The sequence below is a fragment of the Bradyrhizobium sp. STM 3809 genome (assembly GCF_000239795.1).
Lineage (GTDB): Bacteria > Pseudomonadota > Alphaproteobacteria > Rhizobiales > Xanthobacteraceae > Bradyrhizobium.
In genome coordinates this window covers 1-15,139 of the sequence record NZ_CAFJ01000207.1, presented here as the reverse complement: position 1 = coordinate 15,139, position 15,139 = coordinate 1, and the positions used below count along the sequence as shown (strand labels likewise).

Annotated in this window: 14 protein-coding genes; 4 read left to right on the top strand and 10 right to left on the bottom strand. The window is 66.8% G+C overall.

The genetic code is table 11. The annotated features are described in order from the left end of the window. Positions 1-82: 82 nt before the first annotated feature. Both BRAS3809_RS11370 and BRAS3809_RS11365 read right to left on the bottom strand, forming a co-directional pair. A complete protein-coding gene (locus tag BRAS3809_RS11370; RefSeq protein WP_008962243.1) occupies positions 83-424 on the bottom strand; it encodes a ribulose bisphosphate carboxylase small subunit in 342 nt (113 codons plus the stop codon). Between the two features lie 71 nt (positions 425-495). Then, positions 496-1,935, bottom strand: coding sequence for a form I ribulose bisphosphate carboxylase large subunit (locus BRAS3809_RS11365; protein WP_008962242.1), 1,440 nt, complete (start codon positions 1,933-1,935; stop codon positions 496-498). Positions 1,936-2,081: 146 nt separating this feature from the next. Here BRAS3809_RS11365 and BRAS3809_RS11360 point away from each other — a divergent pair, with 146 nt between their 5' ends. After that, the gene (locus tag BRAS3809_RS11360) at positions 2,082-2,966 is read left to right on the top strand and encodes a LysR family transcriptional regulator (protein WP_008962241.1); all 885 of its coding nucleotides are present in this window, start codon (positions 2,082-2,084) and stop codon (positions 2,964-2,966) included. Positions 2,967-3,269: 303 nt separating this feature from the next. Here the strand turns inward: BRAS3809_RS11360 and BRAS3809_RS11355 are convergent, their stop codons facing one another. Further along, the gene (locus BRAS3809_RS11355) at positions 3,270-4,595 is read right to left on the bottom strand and encodes an NAD(P)/FAD-dependent oxidoreductase (protein WP_008962240.1); all 1,326 of its coding nucleotides are present in this window, start codon (positions 4,593-4,595) and stop codon (positions 3,270-3,272) included. Positions 4,596-4,835: 240 nt separating this feature from the next. Here BRAS3809_RS11355 and BRAS3809_RS11350 point away from each other — a divergent pair, with 240 nt between their 5' ends. Next, complete coding sequence (locus tag BRAS3809_RS11350) at positions 4,836-5,312, top strand: Lrp/AsnC family transcriptional regulator (RefSeq protein ID WP_008962239.1); 477 nt, start codon at positions 4,836-4,838, stop codon at positions 5,310-5,312. Positions 5,313-5,320: 8 nt separating this feature from the next. On the opposite strand, the gene BRAS3809_RS11345 is transcribed toward BRAS3809_RS11350, so the two are convergent. From BRAS3809_RS11345 to BRAS3809_RS11315, 7 genes are all read right to left on the bottom strand, one after another. Further along, the gene (locus tag BRAS3809_RS11345) at positions 5,321-6,973 is read right to left on the bottom strand and encodes an ABC transporter ATP-binding protein (protein WP_008962238.1); all 1,653 of its coding nucleotides are present in this window, start codon (positions 6,971-6,973) and stop codon (positions 5,321-5,323) included. Beyond that, positions 6,974-7,828: an ABC transporter permease gene (locus BRAS3809_RS11340; protein ID WP_008962237.1), complete on the bottom strand. Its 855-nt coding sequence runs from the start codon at positions 7,826-7,828 to the stop codon at positions 6,974-6,976. Then, positions 7,825-8,775 carry an ABC transporter permease gene (locus BRAS3809_RS11335; protein ID WP_008962236.1) on the bottom strand — a complete coding sequence of 317 codons (951 nt, stop codon included), beginning with the start codon at positions 8,773-8,775 and terminating at the stop codon, positions 7,825-7,827. Before BRAS3809_RS11335 ends, BRAS3809_RS11340 begins: the two co-directional genes overlap by 4 nt. 85 nt (positions 8,776-8,860) lie before the next feature. Next, positions 8,861-10,468: an ABC transporter substrate-binding protein gene (locus tag BRAS3809_RS11330; RefSeq protein ID WP_008962235.1), complete on the bottom strand. Its 1,608-nt coding sequence runs from the start codon at positions 10,466-10,468 to the stop codon at positions 8,861-8,863. Between the two features lie 51 nt (positions 10,469-10,519). After that, on the bottom strand, positions 10,520-11,239 hold the full coding sequence (locus BRAS3809_RS11325; RefSeq protein WP_008962234.1) for an HAD-IA family hydrolase: 720 nt from the start codon (positions 11,237-11,239) through the stop codon (positions 10,520-10,522). 157 nt (positions 11,240-11,396) lie between these two features. Continuing rightward, positions 11,397-12,773, bottom strand: a complete 1,377-nt coding sequence (locus BRAS3809_RS11320) for an aspartate aminotransferase family protein (protein WP_008962233.1) — start codon at positions 12,771-12,773, stop codon at positions 11,397-11,399. Positions 12,774-12,786: 13 nt separating this feature from the next. Beyond that, on the bottom strand, positions 12,787-13,629 hold the full coding sequence (locus BRAS3809_RS11315; protein WP_008962232.1) for a GNAT family N-acetyltransferase: 843 nt from the start codon (positions 13,627-13,629) through the stop codon (positions 12,787-12,789). Between the two features lie 169 nt (positions 13,630-13,798). On the opposite strand from BRAS3809_RS11315, the gene BRAS3809_RS11310 reads away from it, so the two are divergent. Next, positions 13,799-14,467, top strand: coding sequence for a haloacid dehalogenase type II (locus tag BRAS3809_RS11310; RefSeq protein ID WP_008962231.1), 669 nt, complete (start codon positions 13,799-13,801; stop codon positions 14,465-14,467). Positions 14,468-14,481: 14 nt separating this feature from the next. Beyond that, a partial coding sequence (locus BRAS3809_RS11305; RefSeq protein WP_035656082.1) for an NAD(P)/FAD-dependent oxidoreductase occupies positions 14,482-15,139 on the top strand: 658 nt, incomplete at its 3' end.

The following is a 15,139-nucleotide window of genomic DNA, read 5'->3' as shown; positions in this document are numbered from 1 at the left end:
TTGCCGGCCGCGAGAGCGGAGCGGCGCGCCATCGACGCGGCGCGGCCGGACAATGAGGACTGTGCGGGCATGGCGGCGACCTCTAGCGACCGCCGGCGCGGTAGACGATGAAGGCCATGCCCTGCGACTGTGCGTAGTTGTCGTAGCCGATCAGGCGGACGTGATGGCCGGGATTGGCGCGATGACACGCCTCGAGCTCGCCCAGGATGCGCTCGATCGAGCGCTCGCCGAACAGCGGCAGCTTCCAGAGATACCAGAAGCTCGACATCGACTTCTCGGGCTCGGTGTGCTCGATCGCCGGATTCCAGTTCTGCGCGATCAGATAGGCGATGTTCCGGCGCAGCCGGTCGGGAGTCATCGGCGGCAGATAGGAGAAGGTTTCGCCGCGGCGCTCGGCGGATTTGTAGGCGACGGCTTCGGACATGACGATTCCCTGGCGTTTTCAGTGACGCGTTGATCTCGACAGCGATGTGAGAGAGTTGCGAGCCGGCCGGCTCAGGCGTTGACGACGCGGAGCATCGGGCCGGTATCGAGCTTGTCGACGGTGTCGAACTCGAACTTGATCTCCTTCCAGGTCTCCATCGCGATCTTGAGCTCGGGCGAATGCTGCGCGGCCTCGGTGAGGATCTCGCGGCCCTCGCGCTCCACCGGGCGGCCCTGGTTGCGCGCCTCGACGCAGGCCTCCAGCGCGACGCGGTTGGCGTGCGCGCCGGCCGCGTTGCCCCAGGGATGGCCCAGCGTGCCGCCGCCGAACTGGAAGCAGGCGTCGTCGCCGAAGATCGCGGTCAGCGCCGGCATGTGCCAGACATGGATGCCGCCCGACGCCACCGGCATCACGCCGGGCATCGCGCCCCAGTCCTGGTCGAAGAAGATGCCGCGGGCGCGGTTCTCCGGCACGAACGGCTCGCGCATCAGGTCGACCCAGCCGATCGTCGCCTCGCGGTCGCCCTCGAGCTTGCCGACCACCGTGCCGGAATGCAGATGGTCGCCGCCCGACAGCCGCAGGCATTTGGTGAGCACGCGGAAGTGAATGCCGTGCATCGGATTGCGGTCGAGCACCGCATGCATCGCGCGATGGATGTGCAGCAGCATGCCGTTCTCGCGGCACCAGTTCGCCAGACCGGTATTGGCGGTGAAGCCGGCGGTGAGGAAGTCGTGCATGATGATCGGCGCGCCCAGCGATTTGGCAAACTCGGCGCGCTTGTACATCTCCTCCGGCGTCGGCGCGGTGACGTTGAGATAGTGTCCCTTGCGCTCGCCGGTCTCCGACGTCGCCTTGTGCACGGCCTCCATGACGAACTCGAAGCGGTGCTGCCAGCGCATGAAGGGCTGGCTGTTGATGTTCTCGTCGTCCTTGGTGAAATCGAGGCCGCCGCGCAGGCACTCATACACGGCGCGGCCATAGTTCTTCGCCGACAGACCGAGCTTCGGCTTGATGGTACAGCCGAGCAGTGCGCGGCCATATTTGTTGAGCCGGTCGCGCTCGAGCTGGATGCCGTTGGGCGGCCCGCCGCAGGTCTTCACATAAGCGAGCGGAAAGCGGATGTCCTCGAGCCGCAGGCTGCGCACCGCCTTGAAGCCGAACACGTTGCCGACCAGCGAGGTCAGCACGTTCACGACCGAGCCTTCCTCGAACAGATCGATCGGATAGGCGATGAAGGCATAGAACGCGTTGTCATCGCCGGGAACCGGCTCGATGCGATAGGCGCGGCCCTTGTAGTAGTCGAGATCGGTCAGCAGGTCTGTCCAAACCGTGGTCCATGTGCCGGTGGACGATTCCGCGGCAACGGCGGCGGCTGCCTCCTCACGCGGCACGCCGGCCTGCGCGACGATCTTGAACACGGCAAGAAGGTCAGTATCGAGCGGAACATAGTCCGGCGTCCAATAGGTCTTGCGATAGTCCTTGACTCCGGCCTGATAGCTCTTCTCTGCCATGCCAACCTCCCTGTGTTCGTTGGCGCGAGCAAAGCATCGCGGCCGCGCGATGACCATTCAGACGTTCTTATGCTGGCATTTGCATTCTTGATGATTGGGCCGTGCATGCTATCGTCGGGATGTCTGGTGCAACGCGAAGGCGTGTCATGCACATCACGCTGCAACATCTGCGCATCTTCGAAGCGGTCGGCCGCCATGGCGCGATCACGCGCGCCGCGCACGAGCTGCATCTGACGCAGCCGGCGGTCTCGATGCAGTGCAAACAGCTCGAGGACCAGATCGGCCTGCCGCTGATCGAGCAGATCGGCAAGAAGCTGCAGCTCACCGAAGCCGGCCGCGAGCTCTTGGTGCATGCGCAGCGCATCGCCGCCGGCATGTCCGACCTCAAGGCCGCGATGGATCAGTTCCGCGGCCTGGAGCGCGGCGTGCTGCGGCTTGCGGTCGTCTCCACCGCCAACTACTTCCTGCCACCGGTGATCGCCGCCTTCACGCAGCGCCATCCCGGCGTCCGCGTCAGCCTGCGCGTCGTCAACCGCGATGCCGCGCTTGCGGCGCTCGCCGACCATCACGCCGATCTCGCCATCACCGGCCAGCCGCCCGACAGCGCCGACATCATCGCGCATCACTTCATGGACAATCCGCTCGTCGTCGTTGCTCCACCGGGACATCGGCTGGCCGGGCGCGGCGAGATCGACATCACCACACTCGCCGACGAGACTCTTGTGCTGCGCGAGCCGGGCTCGGGTACGCGCGCGACCGTCGAGCGCTATCTCGCCGAGCACCAGGTCAGCTACCGGCCCGGCTGCGAGCTCAGCACCAACGAGGCGCTCAAGCAGGCCGTCCAGGCCGGCCTCGGGCTCGGCATCGTCCCGGCGCAAACCGTCGAGCTCGAGATCGAAACAAGGCGCCTGGTGGTCCTACACGTGAAGGGATTTCCACTGTATCGGCGCTGGTTCCTGCTGCACCGAAAGGAGAAGCGCCTGTCCGGCGCAGCCGAAGCGTTTCGCAGCCTGCTGGTGCGGGAAGGGTGAGGCTCGCTGCTGCTGCGGCGGGATTGAGCCCCGGAACAGCGCGCTCGCTCACTTGCCCGGACGAACTCTCATCACGCTGCATGCGCCGGCGGCTGCGACGCCGGCAATTTCAGCTGGCCACGAGGTGGTCGACGTCAGGCCAGCAGCGTCACCATGATATCCCTGGTGAGATATGACGCAGGCCGCCGGCCGCACGATCGTTGATCTCTTCACGGCGAGCCGGGGTGCACGGCGAGGGCGACATGCCTTCGCGGCGACCCGCCATCAAGAGCTGCCTCTGCTTAACCTCGCGACATGCGACCTTCAGAAATCCGCGACCTTCTTGCTCCCGGCCCGCGCAAAGCGGGCTGGCTCGTAGGGCCTGGGATCGACGATCGGCGCTGCGGAGGTGACGAGATCGGCGATGAGATGACCCGCACCGGGACCGATGCCGAAGCCGTGGCCGCTGAAGCCGGCGGCGACGATCAGGCCGGGCAGCGCGGCGAGCTCGCCGATTGCAGGCACGCCGTCCGGCGTGGAATCGATGTAGCTCGACCACGCCGCCGTGACGCGGCTTTGCCTCAACGCCGGCAACAGCTCGACCGCGCGCGCATGGGTCAGGCGGATGGTGGCCTGGTCCGGCCTGGGATCGAGGATGCGGGTGACCTCCATCGGCGTCGGCTCATCGAGCCGCCAGCGGCCGACCGTCTCGTGGCCGGCGCGCAGGCCTTCGAGGCCGCCCGGCAGCAGGCTGCGCCAGCGCTTGGCGAACATCGGCAGGAAGTGCGGAGCAAAGCGCAGCTGCTGCAAGGTAGGATCGATGCGGCCGCGGCCGCTGATCGCGAGCGTGTGGCCGCCGTCGCCGCGCCGGGTGATCGAGACAGCGGCGGTGTGCAGCGCCGGCGGCAGCGGCTCGGCCGCCGGTGACAGCGCCAGCGCCGAGGCTCGGATCGAGGCGATCGGCAGCGCGACGCCGAGCTGATGGCAGAACGACGAGGCCCAGGCGCCCGCGGACAGCACCGCGACCGGTGTGCGGATGATGCCGCGTTCGGTGATCACGGCGGAGAGTTTGCCGCCGCTGGTTTCGACGCCGCGCACCGCGCACATCTGATGCACCGAGCCGCCCTGCTTGAGGATCGCGCGCGCCACCGCGGGCGCGGCATCGGCGGGGCTGGCGGTGCCGTCGGTCGGCGAGAACACGCCGCCCCTCCAGCTACGCCCGGTGGCCGCGCCGCGCGCGGTGGCTTGCCTGCTGTCGAGCATGTGCGTGGTGACGCCGGCGGTCTTGGCGAATTCGCCCCAGCGCGCCCAGCCGGCGAGCTCCGCCTCGTCATCGCTGAGATAGAACAGGCCGCAGCGCGAGAAGCCGGTCGCCTCGCCGCTGTCGGCCGCGAAGCGCTCCCACAGATCGAGGCTGAGCGTCGCCATCGGCAGCTCGCGCGCATCGCGGTTCTGCTGCCGGCACCAGCCCCAATTGCGGCTCGACTGCTCGGCGCCGATGCGGCCCTTCTCGATCAGCGCCACCGCGAGCCCGCGCCGCGCGAGGTAATAGGCCGTGAACACGCCGATGATGCCGCCGCCGATGACCACGGCATCTGCATGCGCGGGCAGCGTGGGCGATGTCTCGACGTGCACCAGCGGTGCGGGCATGCGGTCTCTCCGGCTGTGGGCTGCGACAGGTTAGAGCGGCATCCAGCCGCCCGGGCGCCGGATTCGCGGCCCGGACGGCATATCATTCTGCCGGCCGCAACGGCGCCGGCCGATTGTTTTGCATCGCATAATCCAGGCATAGACGGCCCCATTCTTGCTTTGCGGACATTTCATTGGCCCAAGCGCAGAATTTTCTGCTGTAATGGGACCAGACCTCGCGTCACACGGGACCACGGCCTCATGAAGCTCGATCGCATCGACATCAAGATCCTGCACGAACTGCAGAAGAACGGCCGCGTCACCAATGTCGAGCTGGCCGAGCTGGTCAATCTGTCGCCGAGCCCCTGCCTCATGCGGGTGAAGAAGCTCCAGGCGGAAGGCTATATCGAGGGCTATTCGGCGCAGATCTGCGTCTCCAAGCTCGGCCAGACGCTGACGGTCTTCACCGAGGTCACGTTGAAGAACCATCGCCAGATCGACTTCGCCCGCTTTCTCGCCGCGGTCGAGAAGATCGACCAGCTGATCGAATGCCATCTCGTCTCCGGCGGCTACGACTACATGATGAAGTTCGTCACCGCGGGGATCGGCGAGTACCAGACCATCATGGAACGGCTGACCGACATGGACATCGGCATCGAGAAATATTTCAGCTTCGTCGTGCTGAAGTCGCCGATCGTCAAACCCTATCTGCCGCTGACCAGCCTGTTCCAGATGTAGGCGAACGCTCAGCGCTGGCAGTATTCTCGGACCTGCTCGGGATCCTGGCGCAGATTGTCGAGCCAGGCGGGATCGAGCTTCGGCACCGACGACAGCAGGAGCTGCGTGTAGGGATGCTCGGGCCGCGCCATGGCCTCGGGCGTGATCTGCTCGATCTTGCGGCCCCGGTACATGACGACGATGTCGTCGCAGATCGCCTCGACCACCGACAGGTCGTGGCTGATGAAGACATAAGCGAGATCGAGCTCGCGCTGCAGCTCCTTGAGCAGGTCGATGACCGCCGCGGCGACGACGGTGTCGAGCGCCGAGGTGATCTCGTCGCAGATGATGAGCCTGGGATCGGCAGCCAGCGCGCGCGCGAAGTTGACGCGCTGCTTCTGTCCACCCGAGAGCTCGGCCGGCCGGCGCAGCCGCAGGTTCCGCGGCAGCTTCACCATGTCGAGCAGCTGATCGATGCGCGCGCTGCGCTGCTTGCGCGGCATGCCGTGATAGAACGTCAGCGGCCGCCCCAGGATGTCCTCGACCGTATGCGCGGGATTGAGCGCCGTGTCGGCATGCTGGAACACGATCTGCACCTGGCGCAGCTGGTCCGCATTGCGACTGCGCGCGCTACGTCCGAGCTCGCGGCCATCGAACACGACGCCGCCCGCAAACGGCGGCAGGATACCGGCGATGGCGCGCGCGAGCGTCGACTTGCCGCAGCCGGATTCGCCGATGATGCCGAGATTGCGTCCGCGCGCGACGCGCAGGCTAACGTTCTCGACGGCGACGATCGCGGGTTGACCGTCCGAGCGCAGCGGCCCGTAGCCGACCGACACGTCGTGCACTTCGAGTAACGCCTCGGCCGCCGCGGACGCGTCCGATTGCGGTTCATGATGCGGCGCGACGGCGGCGAGCAGCTGCTGCGTGTAAGGGTGCTGCGGGCGCTCGAGAATGTCGGCCGTGTTGCCGGTCTCCTGCACCTCGCCATTGCGCAGCACGATGATGCGGTCGGCGATCTGGGCGACGACGGCGAGATCATGCGACACGTAGATGCCGGCGATACGGTGCGCGGAGATCACCGACTTGAACGCGCGCAGCACCTCGACCTGGGTGGTGACATCCAGCGCCGTCGTCGGCTCGTCGAAGATCAGCACCTTGGGACTCGCGATCAGCGCCATCGCCGCGGCGAGCCGCTGCAATTGGCCACCGGACACCTGGTGCGGATAGCGCTCGCCGATGCTGTCCGGATTGGGCAGCGACAGCGCACGGAACAGCGCCACCGCCTTGCGGCGCGCCTCCTCCAGCGGCATCACGCCATGGATGTGCACGACCTCGATGACCTGATCCATGATCCGGATCGCCGGATTGAACGCGGCGGCGGCGCTCTGCGGCACATAGGCGATCTTGGCGCCGCGCACGGCCGCCTTGTCCTTCTCGGACAGTTTCACCATGTCGACGCCGTCGACCGTGACCGAGCCGCCGACGATGTTGCAGCCGGCGCGCGCATAGCCCATGAGGCTCATGGCGATGGTGGTCTTGCCGGAGCCGCTCTCGCCGATCAGCGCGACGATCTCGCCTTCGGCGATGTCGAGGTCGACGCCCCGGATGATCTCGATGGTGCGGCCGGAATCGGTGGTCGCCTCGACGCGAAGATCGCGGATCTGCACCAGGCTCGTCATCTACGACGTCTCCCGGTCGCGGATCTTGGTCGGCAGATTGTCGATCAGCAGATTGACGGCGATGGTCAAGCTTGCGATCGCCAGCGACGGGAAGATCACGGCCGGCGCGGCGTAGGGCAGGCCGCCGATGTTCTCGCGCACCAGCGCGCCCCAATCGGCATAAGGCGGCCGCACGCCCAGGCCGAGGAAGGACATTCCGGACAGCAGCAGCACGATGAACACGAAGCGCAAGCCGAGATCGACCAGCACGGGGCCGATGATATTGGGCAGGATCTCGGCGCGGATCAAATAGAACAGGCTCTCGCCGCGGATGCGGGCCACCGTGACGAAATCCATGGTGTTGATGTTGACCGCGAGCGCGCGAGCGAAGCGGTAGGCGCCGGGAATGTAGATCACCGCCATCGTCACGATCAGCACCGGGATCGACGATCCCACCGCGGCGACGACGACGAGGCTGAACAGCTTGCTCGGGATCGAGCTCAGCGCGTCGAGCAGCCGGCTCAGCACCATGTCGACGACTCCGCCGGTGATCGCCGCGATCATGCCGAGCGTCACGCCCGACACGCCGGCGATGATCACGGAGGCGACGGAGATGCCGAGCGTATAGCGCGCGCCCATCAGGATGCGCGAGGTCATGTCGCGGCCGAGATAGTCGGAGCCGAGCCACAGCTCGCGGCTCATCGGACCGAAATAGTCGGTGTCGACGATGTCGCCGATCGGATGCGGGATGATGGAAGGCGCGGCGACCGCCACCACGATCCAGAACGCCACGACCAGCGCTCCGGCCACGCCGACGGCGTTGATGCGGTAGCCGAAGCGCGGGCGTCGCGCGGCGGATGGCGCGGCGCTGGTCATCGCAGCCTCGGATTGGACAGGATGGCGATGATGTCGGCCGTGGTGGTCAGCAGCAGGAAGCCGAAGCAGAAGATGATGGCGCAGCTCTGGATCAGCGGCAGGTCGCGGGTCGACACCGCGTCGACCATCAGCTTGGCGATGCCGGGATAGTTGAAGACGGTCTCGATGATGATGACGCCACCCAGCAGATAGGACAAGGACAGGGCCACCGCATTCACGATCGGACCGAGCGCATTCGGCAGCGCATGGCGGAGCACCAGCCGGCCGCGCGAGGCGCCCTTCAGCAGCGCCATCTCCACATAGGGCGTGTTCAAGGTCTCGATCACGGCCGCCCGGCTCATCCGGATCATTTGCGCGGAGATCACGATGGTGAGCGTCACGACCGGCATGGCATAAGCGCGGGCGAAATCATGGACGGTGCGGATCTCGCTGGTGAAGGAGACCGCCGGCAGCCAGTTGAGATAGACCGCGAACAGGAGCACGGCGAGAGTCGCGATCATGAATTCGGGCACCGACACGATGCCGATCACGGCGATGGTCAGACAGCGGTCATACAGCGTGTTGCGCAGCATCGCCGCGGTGATGCCGAGCGTCAGGGCCAGCGGCACCGCCACGATCGCGGTGAGGCCGGCGAGCTTGAGGGTGTTGACGAGGCGCCCGCCGATCAGCTTCGCGACCGGCATATTGTTGGCATAGGAGACACCGAGATCACCCTGCACCACGCCGGCCAGCCAGCGCAGGAAGCGGAAGATGGCGGGATCGTCGAGATGCATCGCCTTGCGCAGGCCCTCGACCGCCTCGGGGGTTGCCGCCTGGCCGAGCAGGATGGTGGCGGTGTCGCCCGGCAGCATCGCGGTGGCGAAGAAGACGGCGAATGAAACAATGATCGCGGTGACCAGCGCGATGGCCAGCCGGGCAAGGATGAGTGAGGCGATCCGGTGTTTCAAATGGATTGTCCGCGAGCCTGATCAGGGAACGGTCGTCGCAGCGGCGCTGGCCTCGGCGGCCGGCGCCCTGCGCGTCAGACGGCATTCACGAATCGAGCCAGACATATTCGGCGAAAGCATATCCCATCATGCCGCCGAGCGGGCTCGGCTCCAGGCCCTTCAGCTTGGACGACGTGGCGTCGATATTGGAGATGTAGGCGGGAATGATGGTGCCCGCCTCCTCCGCGATCATCGCCTGCATCTCGGCATACATCTGCTTGCGCTTGGCTTGGTCGAGCAGGCCGCGCGCCTCCAGCATCATCTTGTCGAACTTCTCCGACTTGAAGCGGCTCTCGTTCCACGGCGCCTCAGACGCATAAAGCAGCGAGAACAGGATGTCCGGCGTCGGGCGCGGATTGATGTTGCCGAAGTGCACCGGCGCCTTCAGCCAGTAATTGTCCCAATAGCCGTCGGAGGGAACGCGCTGCACGTCCAGCGTCAGGCCGATCGCCGCAGCCGACGCCTGGATCACCATGGCCATCTCGATCGCCGAATTCGCCGCCTCCGAGGTCACGACCGGGATCGAGGTGCCGAGCACGCCGGCCTTCTGGAACAGCGATTTCGCCTTGTCCGGGTCGAACGGCTTCGGCTTGAGGTCGGGGTTGTGGAAGAAATTCGCCGGCGAGACCGGCTGGTCGTTGCCGACGACGCCGAACCCGCGCAGCACCGACTTGACGATCTGCTCCCGGTTGACCAAGTGCTTCATGCCATCGATGAAGTCCTTCTTGTTGCCCGGCGCCATGTCGAGGCGGATGTTGAGATCGGTGTAGTTGCCGGTCGTCGATTTCGACAGCGCAATCCCCTCCTTGCCCTCGATGAGCCGGAGCGAGCGCGGGTTGATGCTGGCGGCGAGCTGGATGTCGCCGGACAGCAGCGCGTTGACGCGCGCATTCTCCTCGGTGATCGCAATGAACTCGATCTGGTCGAGATAGGGGCCGTCCTTGAAGTAGTTCTTGTTGCGCACGCCGATCGAACGGACGCCGGGCTCGAACGCCTCGCGGACGAAGGCGCCGGTGCCGTTGCCCTTGGAGAAATCGGTGGTACCGTCGGCGACGATCATGAAGTGATGCAGCGCCAGGATCATCGGCAGGTCGGCGTTGGGGCTCGCCAGCGTGATCTCGACGGTGGTCTTGTCGACAGCCTTGAAGCCGGTCATCTGCGCCGCGATCTTGGCGACCTTGGAGCCGGTGGCCTTGTCGAGATGCCGCTTCAGCGAGAACACGACGTCATCGGCCGTCAGCGGCTTGCCGTCATGGAAGGTGACGCCCTTCTTGAGCTTCACGGTCCAGGTCTGCGCATCCCCGGACTCGACGGATTCGGCGAGCTCCATCTGCGCCGCGCCGGTCTTATCGAGCGTGGTCAGCCGGTTATAGAACGAGCAGCAGCGGACATAGTCGGTCGAGAACGAGGCCTTGGCCGGATCGAGCGTATCGGCCGTCGAGGTCGACCAGCCCGCTGCCTTGATCGCGCCGCCCTTCTTCGGAGTTGCCGCGAATGCGCGCTCGGCGCGGCCGAGGATGGCGCTGCCGGCAGCGAGCGCGACGCCGCTGGCGAACATCATCTTCAGGAGATCCCGGCGCGAGGCGCCGCGCCGGATCGCCGCCTCGACCAGCACATCGTCACGCGAAGTCCAGTTGGTGATCCCGTTGCTCATGTCATCCGTCTCCTGTTTCGATCCGGCAGAATGAAATTCGTCAGTCGCGCATCATTTGGCAGGCACGTGGTCCATCGCGTCGGCCAGTTCGGCCATCGAATGGAAGTGGAAATCGGGCTTGGTGAAGGAGGCCGGCGCGATGGTGCCGCCATAGCCCTGCTTGTCGTGGCGCCGCTCGATCCAGCAATTGGTGATGCCGAGCTGCCGGGAGATGCCGATGTCGTGGTATTGGCTCTGCGCCACGTGCAGGATCTGCGACGTCGAGCCCCCGTCACGCTCGACGAAATCGAACACCTGCGTGAAGAAGGCGGGATCCGGCTTCTCCGTCCCGGTGTCGTCCACGGTGAAGGTTGCGTAGAACGGCGAGCCCAGTTCGCGCTCGAAATGATCCAGCGCCCAGCGCCGCGCATTGGTCATCGCGATCAGCTTGGAGCGCCTGGCGAGGCGCGCCATGGCGGCCACGCTGTCGGGAAAGGCTTTCCAGCGCGCGGCGGAATCGCGGAAGCGCTCGCCGAGCGCGGTCTGCCGGGGCAGGCCGAGTTGCGGCGCAATGACGTCGTAGACGCGGACGAGATCATCCGGGAAGCGGTCGGCGTCGGCGGCGTAGCGTGCGGCGCGGTACAGGTTCAGCGCCTGCTCGCCGTCGATCGCCGTGTTCGCCTCGACCGCGATCTCGCCGAGGCTCGCGACGATCCCGCCTTCGAAGTCGATCAGCGTGCCGACCACGTCGAAGGTCAGATACCTGAATTGGGTGAGATCGAGCTTGGTCATTCTGTGCGGCCCTTTCCGCGTCGTCGGTCCTAGTGTGAAGCCGGGTTCCGGCGAAAACTTCCGAATTGCGAGGACCCGACGGCAGGAAATTGCGAAGTGGGGGAGCCGCCGACATATCGGCGCTGCTGCCCACGCGGCGATCCGCCTCTGCCCGCTTTCACGTCATGGCCTTGCGGACGTCCGGGTCGGCCAGGGTCTGATCCAGCGTCCGTACGGTGCGTTCGAGAATGCCATCGATATCGGCGTCGGTGCAGCACAAAGGCGGGGCGTAGCCGAGCACCCCCGTCGGGAAGGCGCGGATGACGAGGCCGTTGGCCCAGGCGCGGTCGAAGATGCGGCGCGACGGCTCGGCGCTCGCCGGCAGCGGCGTCTTGTTCTCCTTATCGGTGACCAGTTCGATGGCCGCCAGCAGGCCGCGGCCGCGGACCTCGCCGACCAGCGGATGATCCCGTAGCGCATGCAGGCCTGCCATCAGCCGCGCACCGGCGCGCCGGCCGTTCTCCAGCAGGCCATTCTCATAGAGATCGAGCACGGCAAGGCCGACCGCCGCGCTCACCGGATGCGCCGAATAGGTATAGCCGTGACCCACGGCCGAAGCCCCTGCCCCGTCGGCGATGACCCCGTAGACGTCGTCGGACATCAGCACCGCGCCCATCGGCACGTAGCCGGAGGTCAGCCCCTTCGCCACGGTCATGAGGTCCGGGACGATGTCGTCGTCGGTGCAGGCGAACAGCGGTCCGGTGCGGCCGAAGCCGGTGATCACCTCGTCGGCGACGAACAGGATGCCGTGCTGCCGGCAGCGCGCGCGCATCGCCTTCATCCAGCCGTCCGGCGGCACCAGCACGCCGCCAGAGCCCTGGATCGGTTCGGCATAGAACGCCGCCACCCGCTCCGGCCCGCCGATCTCGGCGATCTTCGCCTCGAGCGCCGCGAGCGACGCCGCGATGACCGCATCGGGATCGCTGCCAACGGGATTGCGGTACGAATAATGCGACGGGATCTTGTGCTGCCAGTTGAGCGGCACGCCGAAATTGGCGTGGAAGGCCGGCAGCGCGGTCAGGCCGGCGCCGACCGTCGAGGAGCCGTGATAGCCCTGCTGCAAGGTGATGAACTGGTCGCGTTGCGGCTGTCCCCGCGCGTGCCAATAGTAGTGGATGAAGCGGACCGTGCTGTCGACGGCATCCGAGCCGCCGAGCGTGAAGTAGACATGGTTGAGATCACCCGGTGCACGCTCGGCCAGCGCCGCCGCCAGCCGGATGGCCGGCTCCGAGGCGAGGCTGAAATAACCGGTGGCATAGGGCAGCTCGCGCATCTGCCGCGCCGCCGCCTCGACGATGCTGTCATGGCCATAGCCGGCGTTGACGCACCACAGGCCGGCGAAGCCATCGACCAGCTGATGGCCCGAGGCATCGGTCACGACAGCGCCCTTGGCCGATGTCAACACCCGCGCGCCCGCGGCCTCGTGTCCGCGATAGGACGCGACCGGATGCACCAGATGGGCGCGATCGAGTTCGATGAGCGAGTTGCTGAGCATGATGATCTCCGGTTCAGCCGAATGCCTGGCTGGCCAAGGCGAATGAGGTCGGGGTGCGCCGCCTGGTGTCATCAGCGGCCGGCCTGTGCATGACGATGCCGCCGCCGACATGAGCGAGGCCGAGGCTCGTCAGCCAAGGCGCGAGTCCCGTATCGACACCGGTGTCGACGCGGATGAAATCCCCCTGTCGGCCCGCGAGAAAATGCGCGACGAGCGCCTTGGCGTCGTCGAGATCGAAAGCGACCACGGGGCCGATCACGAGACCGCGGCCGAAGCGGCGCTGCGCGGCGAAGCCTGCCGCCCGGCCCTGCCGCTCCAGCACCGCGAACGCGCCAAGGGATGCGATATGGGCGATGAGCGCGCCGCGATCCGAGCCAAAGGCGGCGACGTCGAGCGCTGTCATGGCGGCCATGTCGTCGAACGTGGCCGCACGCACGGCCTCGGGCGGCGCGACGGCAGCCGCGAGATGTCCCTGGTGCTGCACGATCTCGCCGCTGCGGCGGAAGCCGAGCGTCTGGTAGAGCGGCAGCCCATCGTCCGTCGCGACGAGCTGCAGCCGCCGGTCGCCGGCGAGCGTCATCGCCTGCTGCATCAGGCGCCGTCCGAGTCCCCGCCCGCGCTCGGCCGCGTCGACGATGACCATGTTGATGGTGCCGGCGTCGTCGCCATAGGGCGTCATCAGCACGGTGCCGATGACGCGGCCGTCGGCGGCGACGGCCACGCAGCCCTGGCTCAAGGCGAGCGCCATCTGCCAGTCCTCGCGGCGATGCGGCCAGCGGACCTGCTGCGACAGCCGCATCGCTGCATCCAGGTGCTCCCCGCTGAAAGCGATGAAGCTCGCGGCGTCGGACGTCATCTCATGCACTCCCATGTCGGCGGGAGTCTGGGCGAGCGGCCCCCGGCAGATCGTCTGAAGGCGATGATGCCGACGATATCTTCCGCCGCAGAATCGGGGCAAAGCCGCATCTTATGCCGGCGGGCCGGCCTATCATCGGACGCCGAGACCACGACCGGCATGAGGATCCATGAGCCGCTTTCGCCCGAAATACGTGACCTTCGACTGCTACGGCACGCTGATCAATTTCGAGATGGCGGAAGCCGCGCGCGATCTCTACGGCGCGACGCTGTCCGCGCCGGCGATGGCCGAGTTCGTGAAGGTGTTCTCGGCCTATCGCCTGGACGAGGTGCTGGGCGCCTGGAAGCCGTATGCCGAGGTTGTCAGCAACGCGCTGGCGCGCAGCTGCCGCAGGATCGGCATCCCCTTCGAGCCCGAGCACGCCGAGGTCGTGTATCAGCGCGTGCCGGGCTGGGGCCCGCATGCGGACGTGCCGGCGGGTCTCGCCAAGGTGGCCAAGGAGATTCCGCTGGTCATCCTCTCCAACGCCATGAACGTACAGATCCCCGCGAACGTCGCGAGACTCGGCGCACCGTTTCATGCCGTGTTCACCGCGGAGCAGGCGCAGGCCTACAAGCCGCGGATGCGCGCCTTCGAATACATGTTCGACATGCTCGGCTGCGGCCCGGAGGACATCACCCACTGCTCCTCGTCGTTCCGCTACGACCTGATGACCGCGCACGACCTCGGCATCACCAGCAAGGTCTGGGTCAACCGCGGCCACGAGCCGGCCAATCCCTATTACGGCTACACCGAGATCAAGGACATCTCCGAGCTGCCCGGCGTGTTCGGTCTCTGATCAGGGTGCCCGCGATGAAATACGTCTCCTACTGGCGCGACACCGCGACCGCCTTTGCCGGCGGCCACACCGGGCCCGTGGAGGGGCATTACGACGTCGCGGTGATCGGCGGCGGCTTCACCGGCCTCGGCGCCGCGCTGCAACTCGCCAAGGCCGGCGCCCGGGTGATCGTGCTCGAAGCCGACCAGGTCGGCTCGGGCGCCTCGGGCCGCAATGGCGGGCATCTCAACAACGGGCTGGCGCACAGCTATCCGGCCGCCAAGGCGGAGCTCGGCCGCGAGCGCGCGATCGCGCTCTACAAGGCGTTCGACGACTCGATCGACACCTTGGAGCGGCTGATCGCGGAGGAAGGCATCGCCTGCGATTTCCGCCGCTGCGGCAAGCTCAAGCTGGCCTCCAAGCCCGCGCATGTCGCCGGCATCGCGGCCAACTTCGAGGCGATCCACCGCGAGGTCGATCCGGACACGGCGCTGCTGTCGGCGGCCGAGCTGGCCTCGGAGATCGGCGCGCCGTTCCATGGCGGCATGCTGTTCAGGAAGAGCGCGATGATGCATATGGGCCGCTTCGCCGCCGGCCTCGCGACGGCCGCGAGCCGCCGCGGCGCCGTCATCGTCGAGCAGGCCGCCGTCACCGCGCGGGTGCAGGACGCCAAGGGTTTTCGCCTCACCACGG

Bases quoted from the DNA above. Each gene is read 5' to 3' on its own strand.
- BRAS3809_RS11325 (WP_008962234.1), bottom strand. From the start codon at position 11,239: ATGACCAAGCTCGATCTCACCCAATTCAGGTATCTGACCTTCGACGTG.
- BRAS3809_RS11315 (WP_008962232.1), bottom strand. From the start codon at position 13,629: ATGACGTCCGACGCCGCGAGCTTCATCGCTTTCAGCGGGGAGCACCTG.
- BRAS3809_RS11350 (WP_008962239.1), top strand. From the start codon at position 4,836: ATGAAGCTCGATCGCATCGACATCAAGATCCTGCACGAACTGCAGAAG.
- BRAS3809_RS11365 (WP_008962242.1), bottom strand. From the start codon at position 1,935: ATGGCAGAGAAGAGCTATCAGGCCGGAGTCAAGGACTATCGCAAGACC.
- BRAS3809_RS11320 (WP_008962233.1), bottom strand. From the start codon at position 12,773: ATGCTCAGCAACTCGCTCATCGAACTCGATCGCGCCCATCTGGTGCAT.
- BRAS3809_RS11355 (WP_008962240.1), bottom strand. From the start codon at position 4,595: ATGCCCGCACCGCTGGTGCACGTCGAGACATCGCCCACGCTGCCCGCG.
- BRAS3809_RS11345 (WP_008962238.1), bottom strand. From the start codon at position 6,973: ATGACGAGCCTGGTGCAGATCCGCGATCTTCGCGTCGAGGCGACCACC.
- BRAS3809_RS11370 (WP_008962243.1), bottom strand. From the start codon at position 424: ATGTCCGAAGCCGTCGCCTACAAATCCGCCGAGCGCCGCGGCGAAACC.
- BRAS3809_RS11340 (WP_008962237.1), bottom strand. From the start codon at position 7,828: ATGACCAGCGCCGCGCCATCCGCCGCGCGACGCCCGCGCTTCGGCTAC.
- BRAS3809_RS11360 (WP_008962241.1), top strand. From the start codon at position 2,082: ATGCACATCACGCTGCAACATCTGCGCATCTTCGAAGCGGTCGGCCGC.
- BRAS3809_RS11310 (WP_008962231.1), top strand. From the start codon at position 13,799: ATGAGCCGCTTTCGCCCGAAATACGTGACCTTCGACTGCTACGGCACG.
- BRAS3809_RS11330 (WP_008962235.1), bottom strand. From the start codon at position 10,468: ATGAGCAACGGGATCACCAACTGGACTTCGCGTGACGATGTGCTGGTC.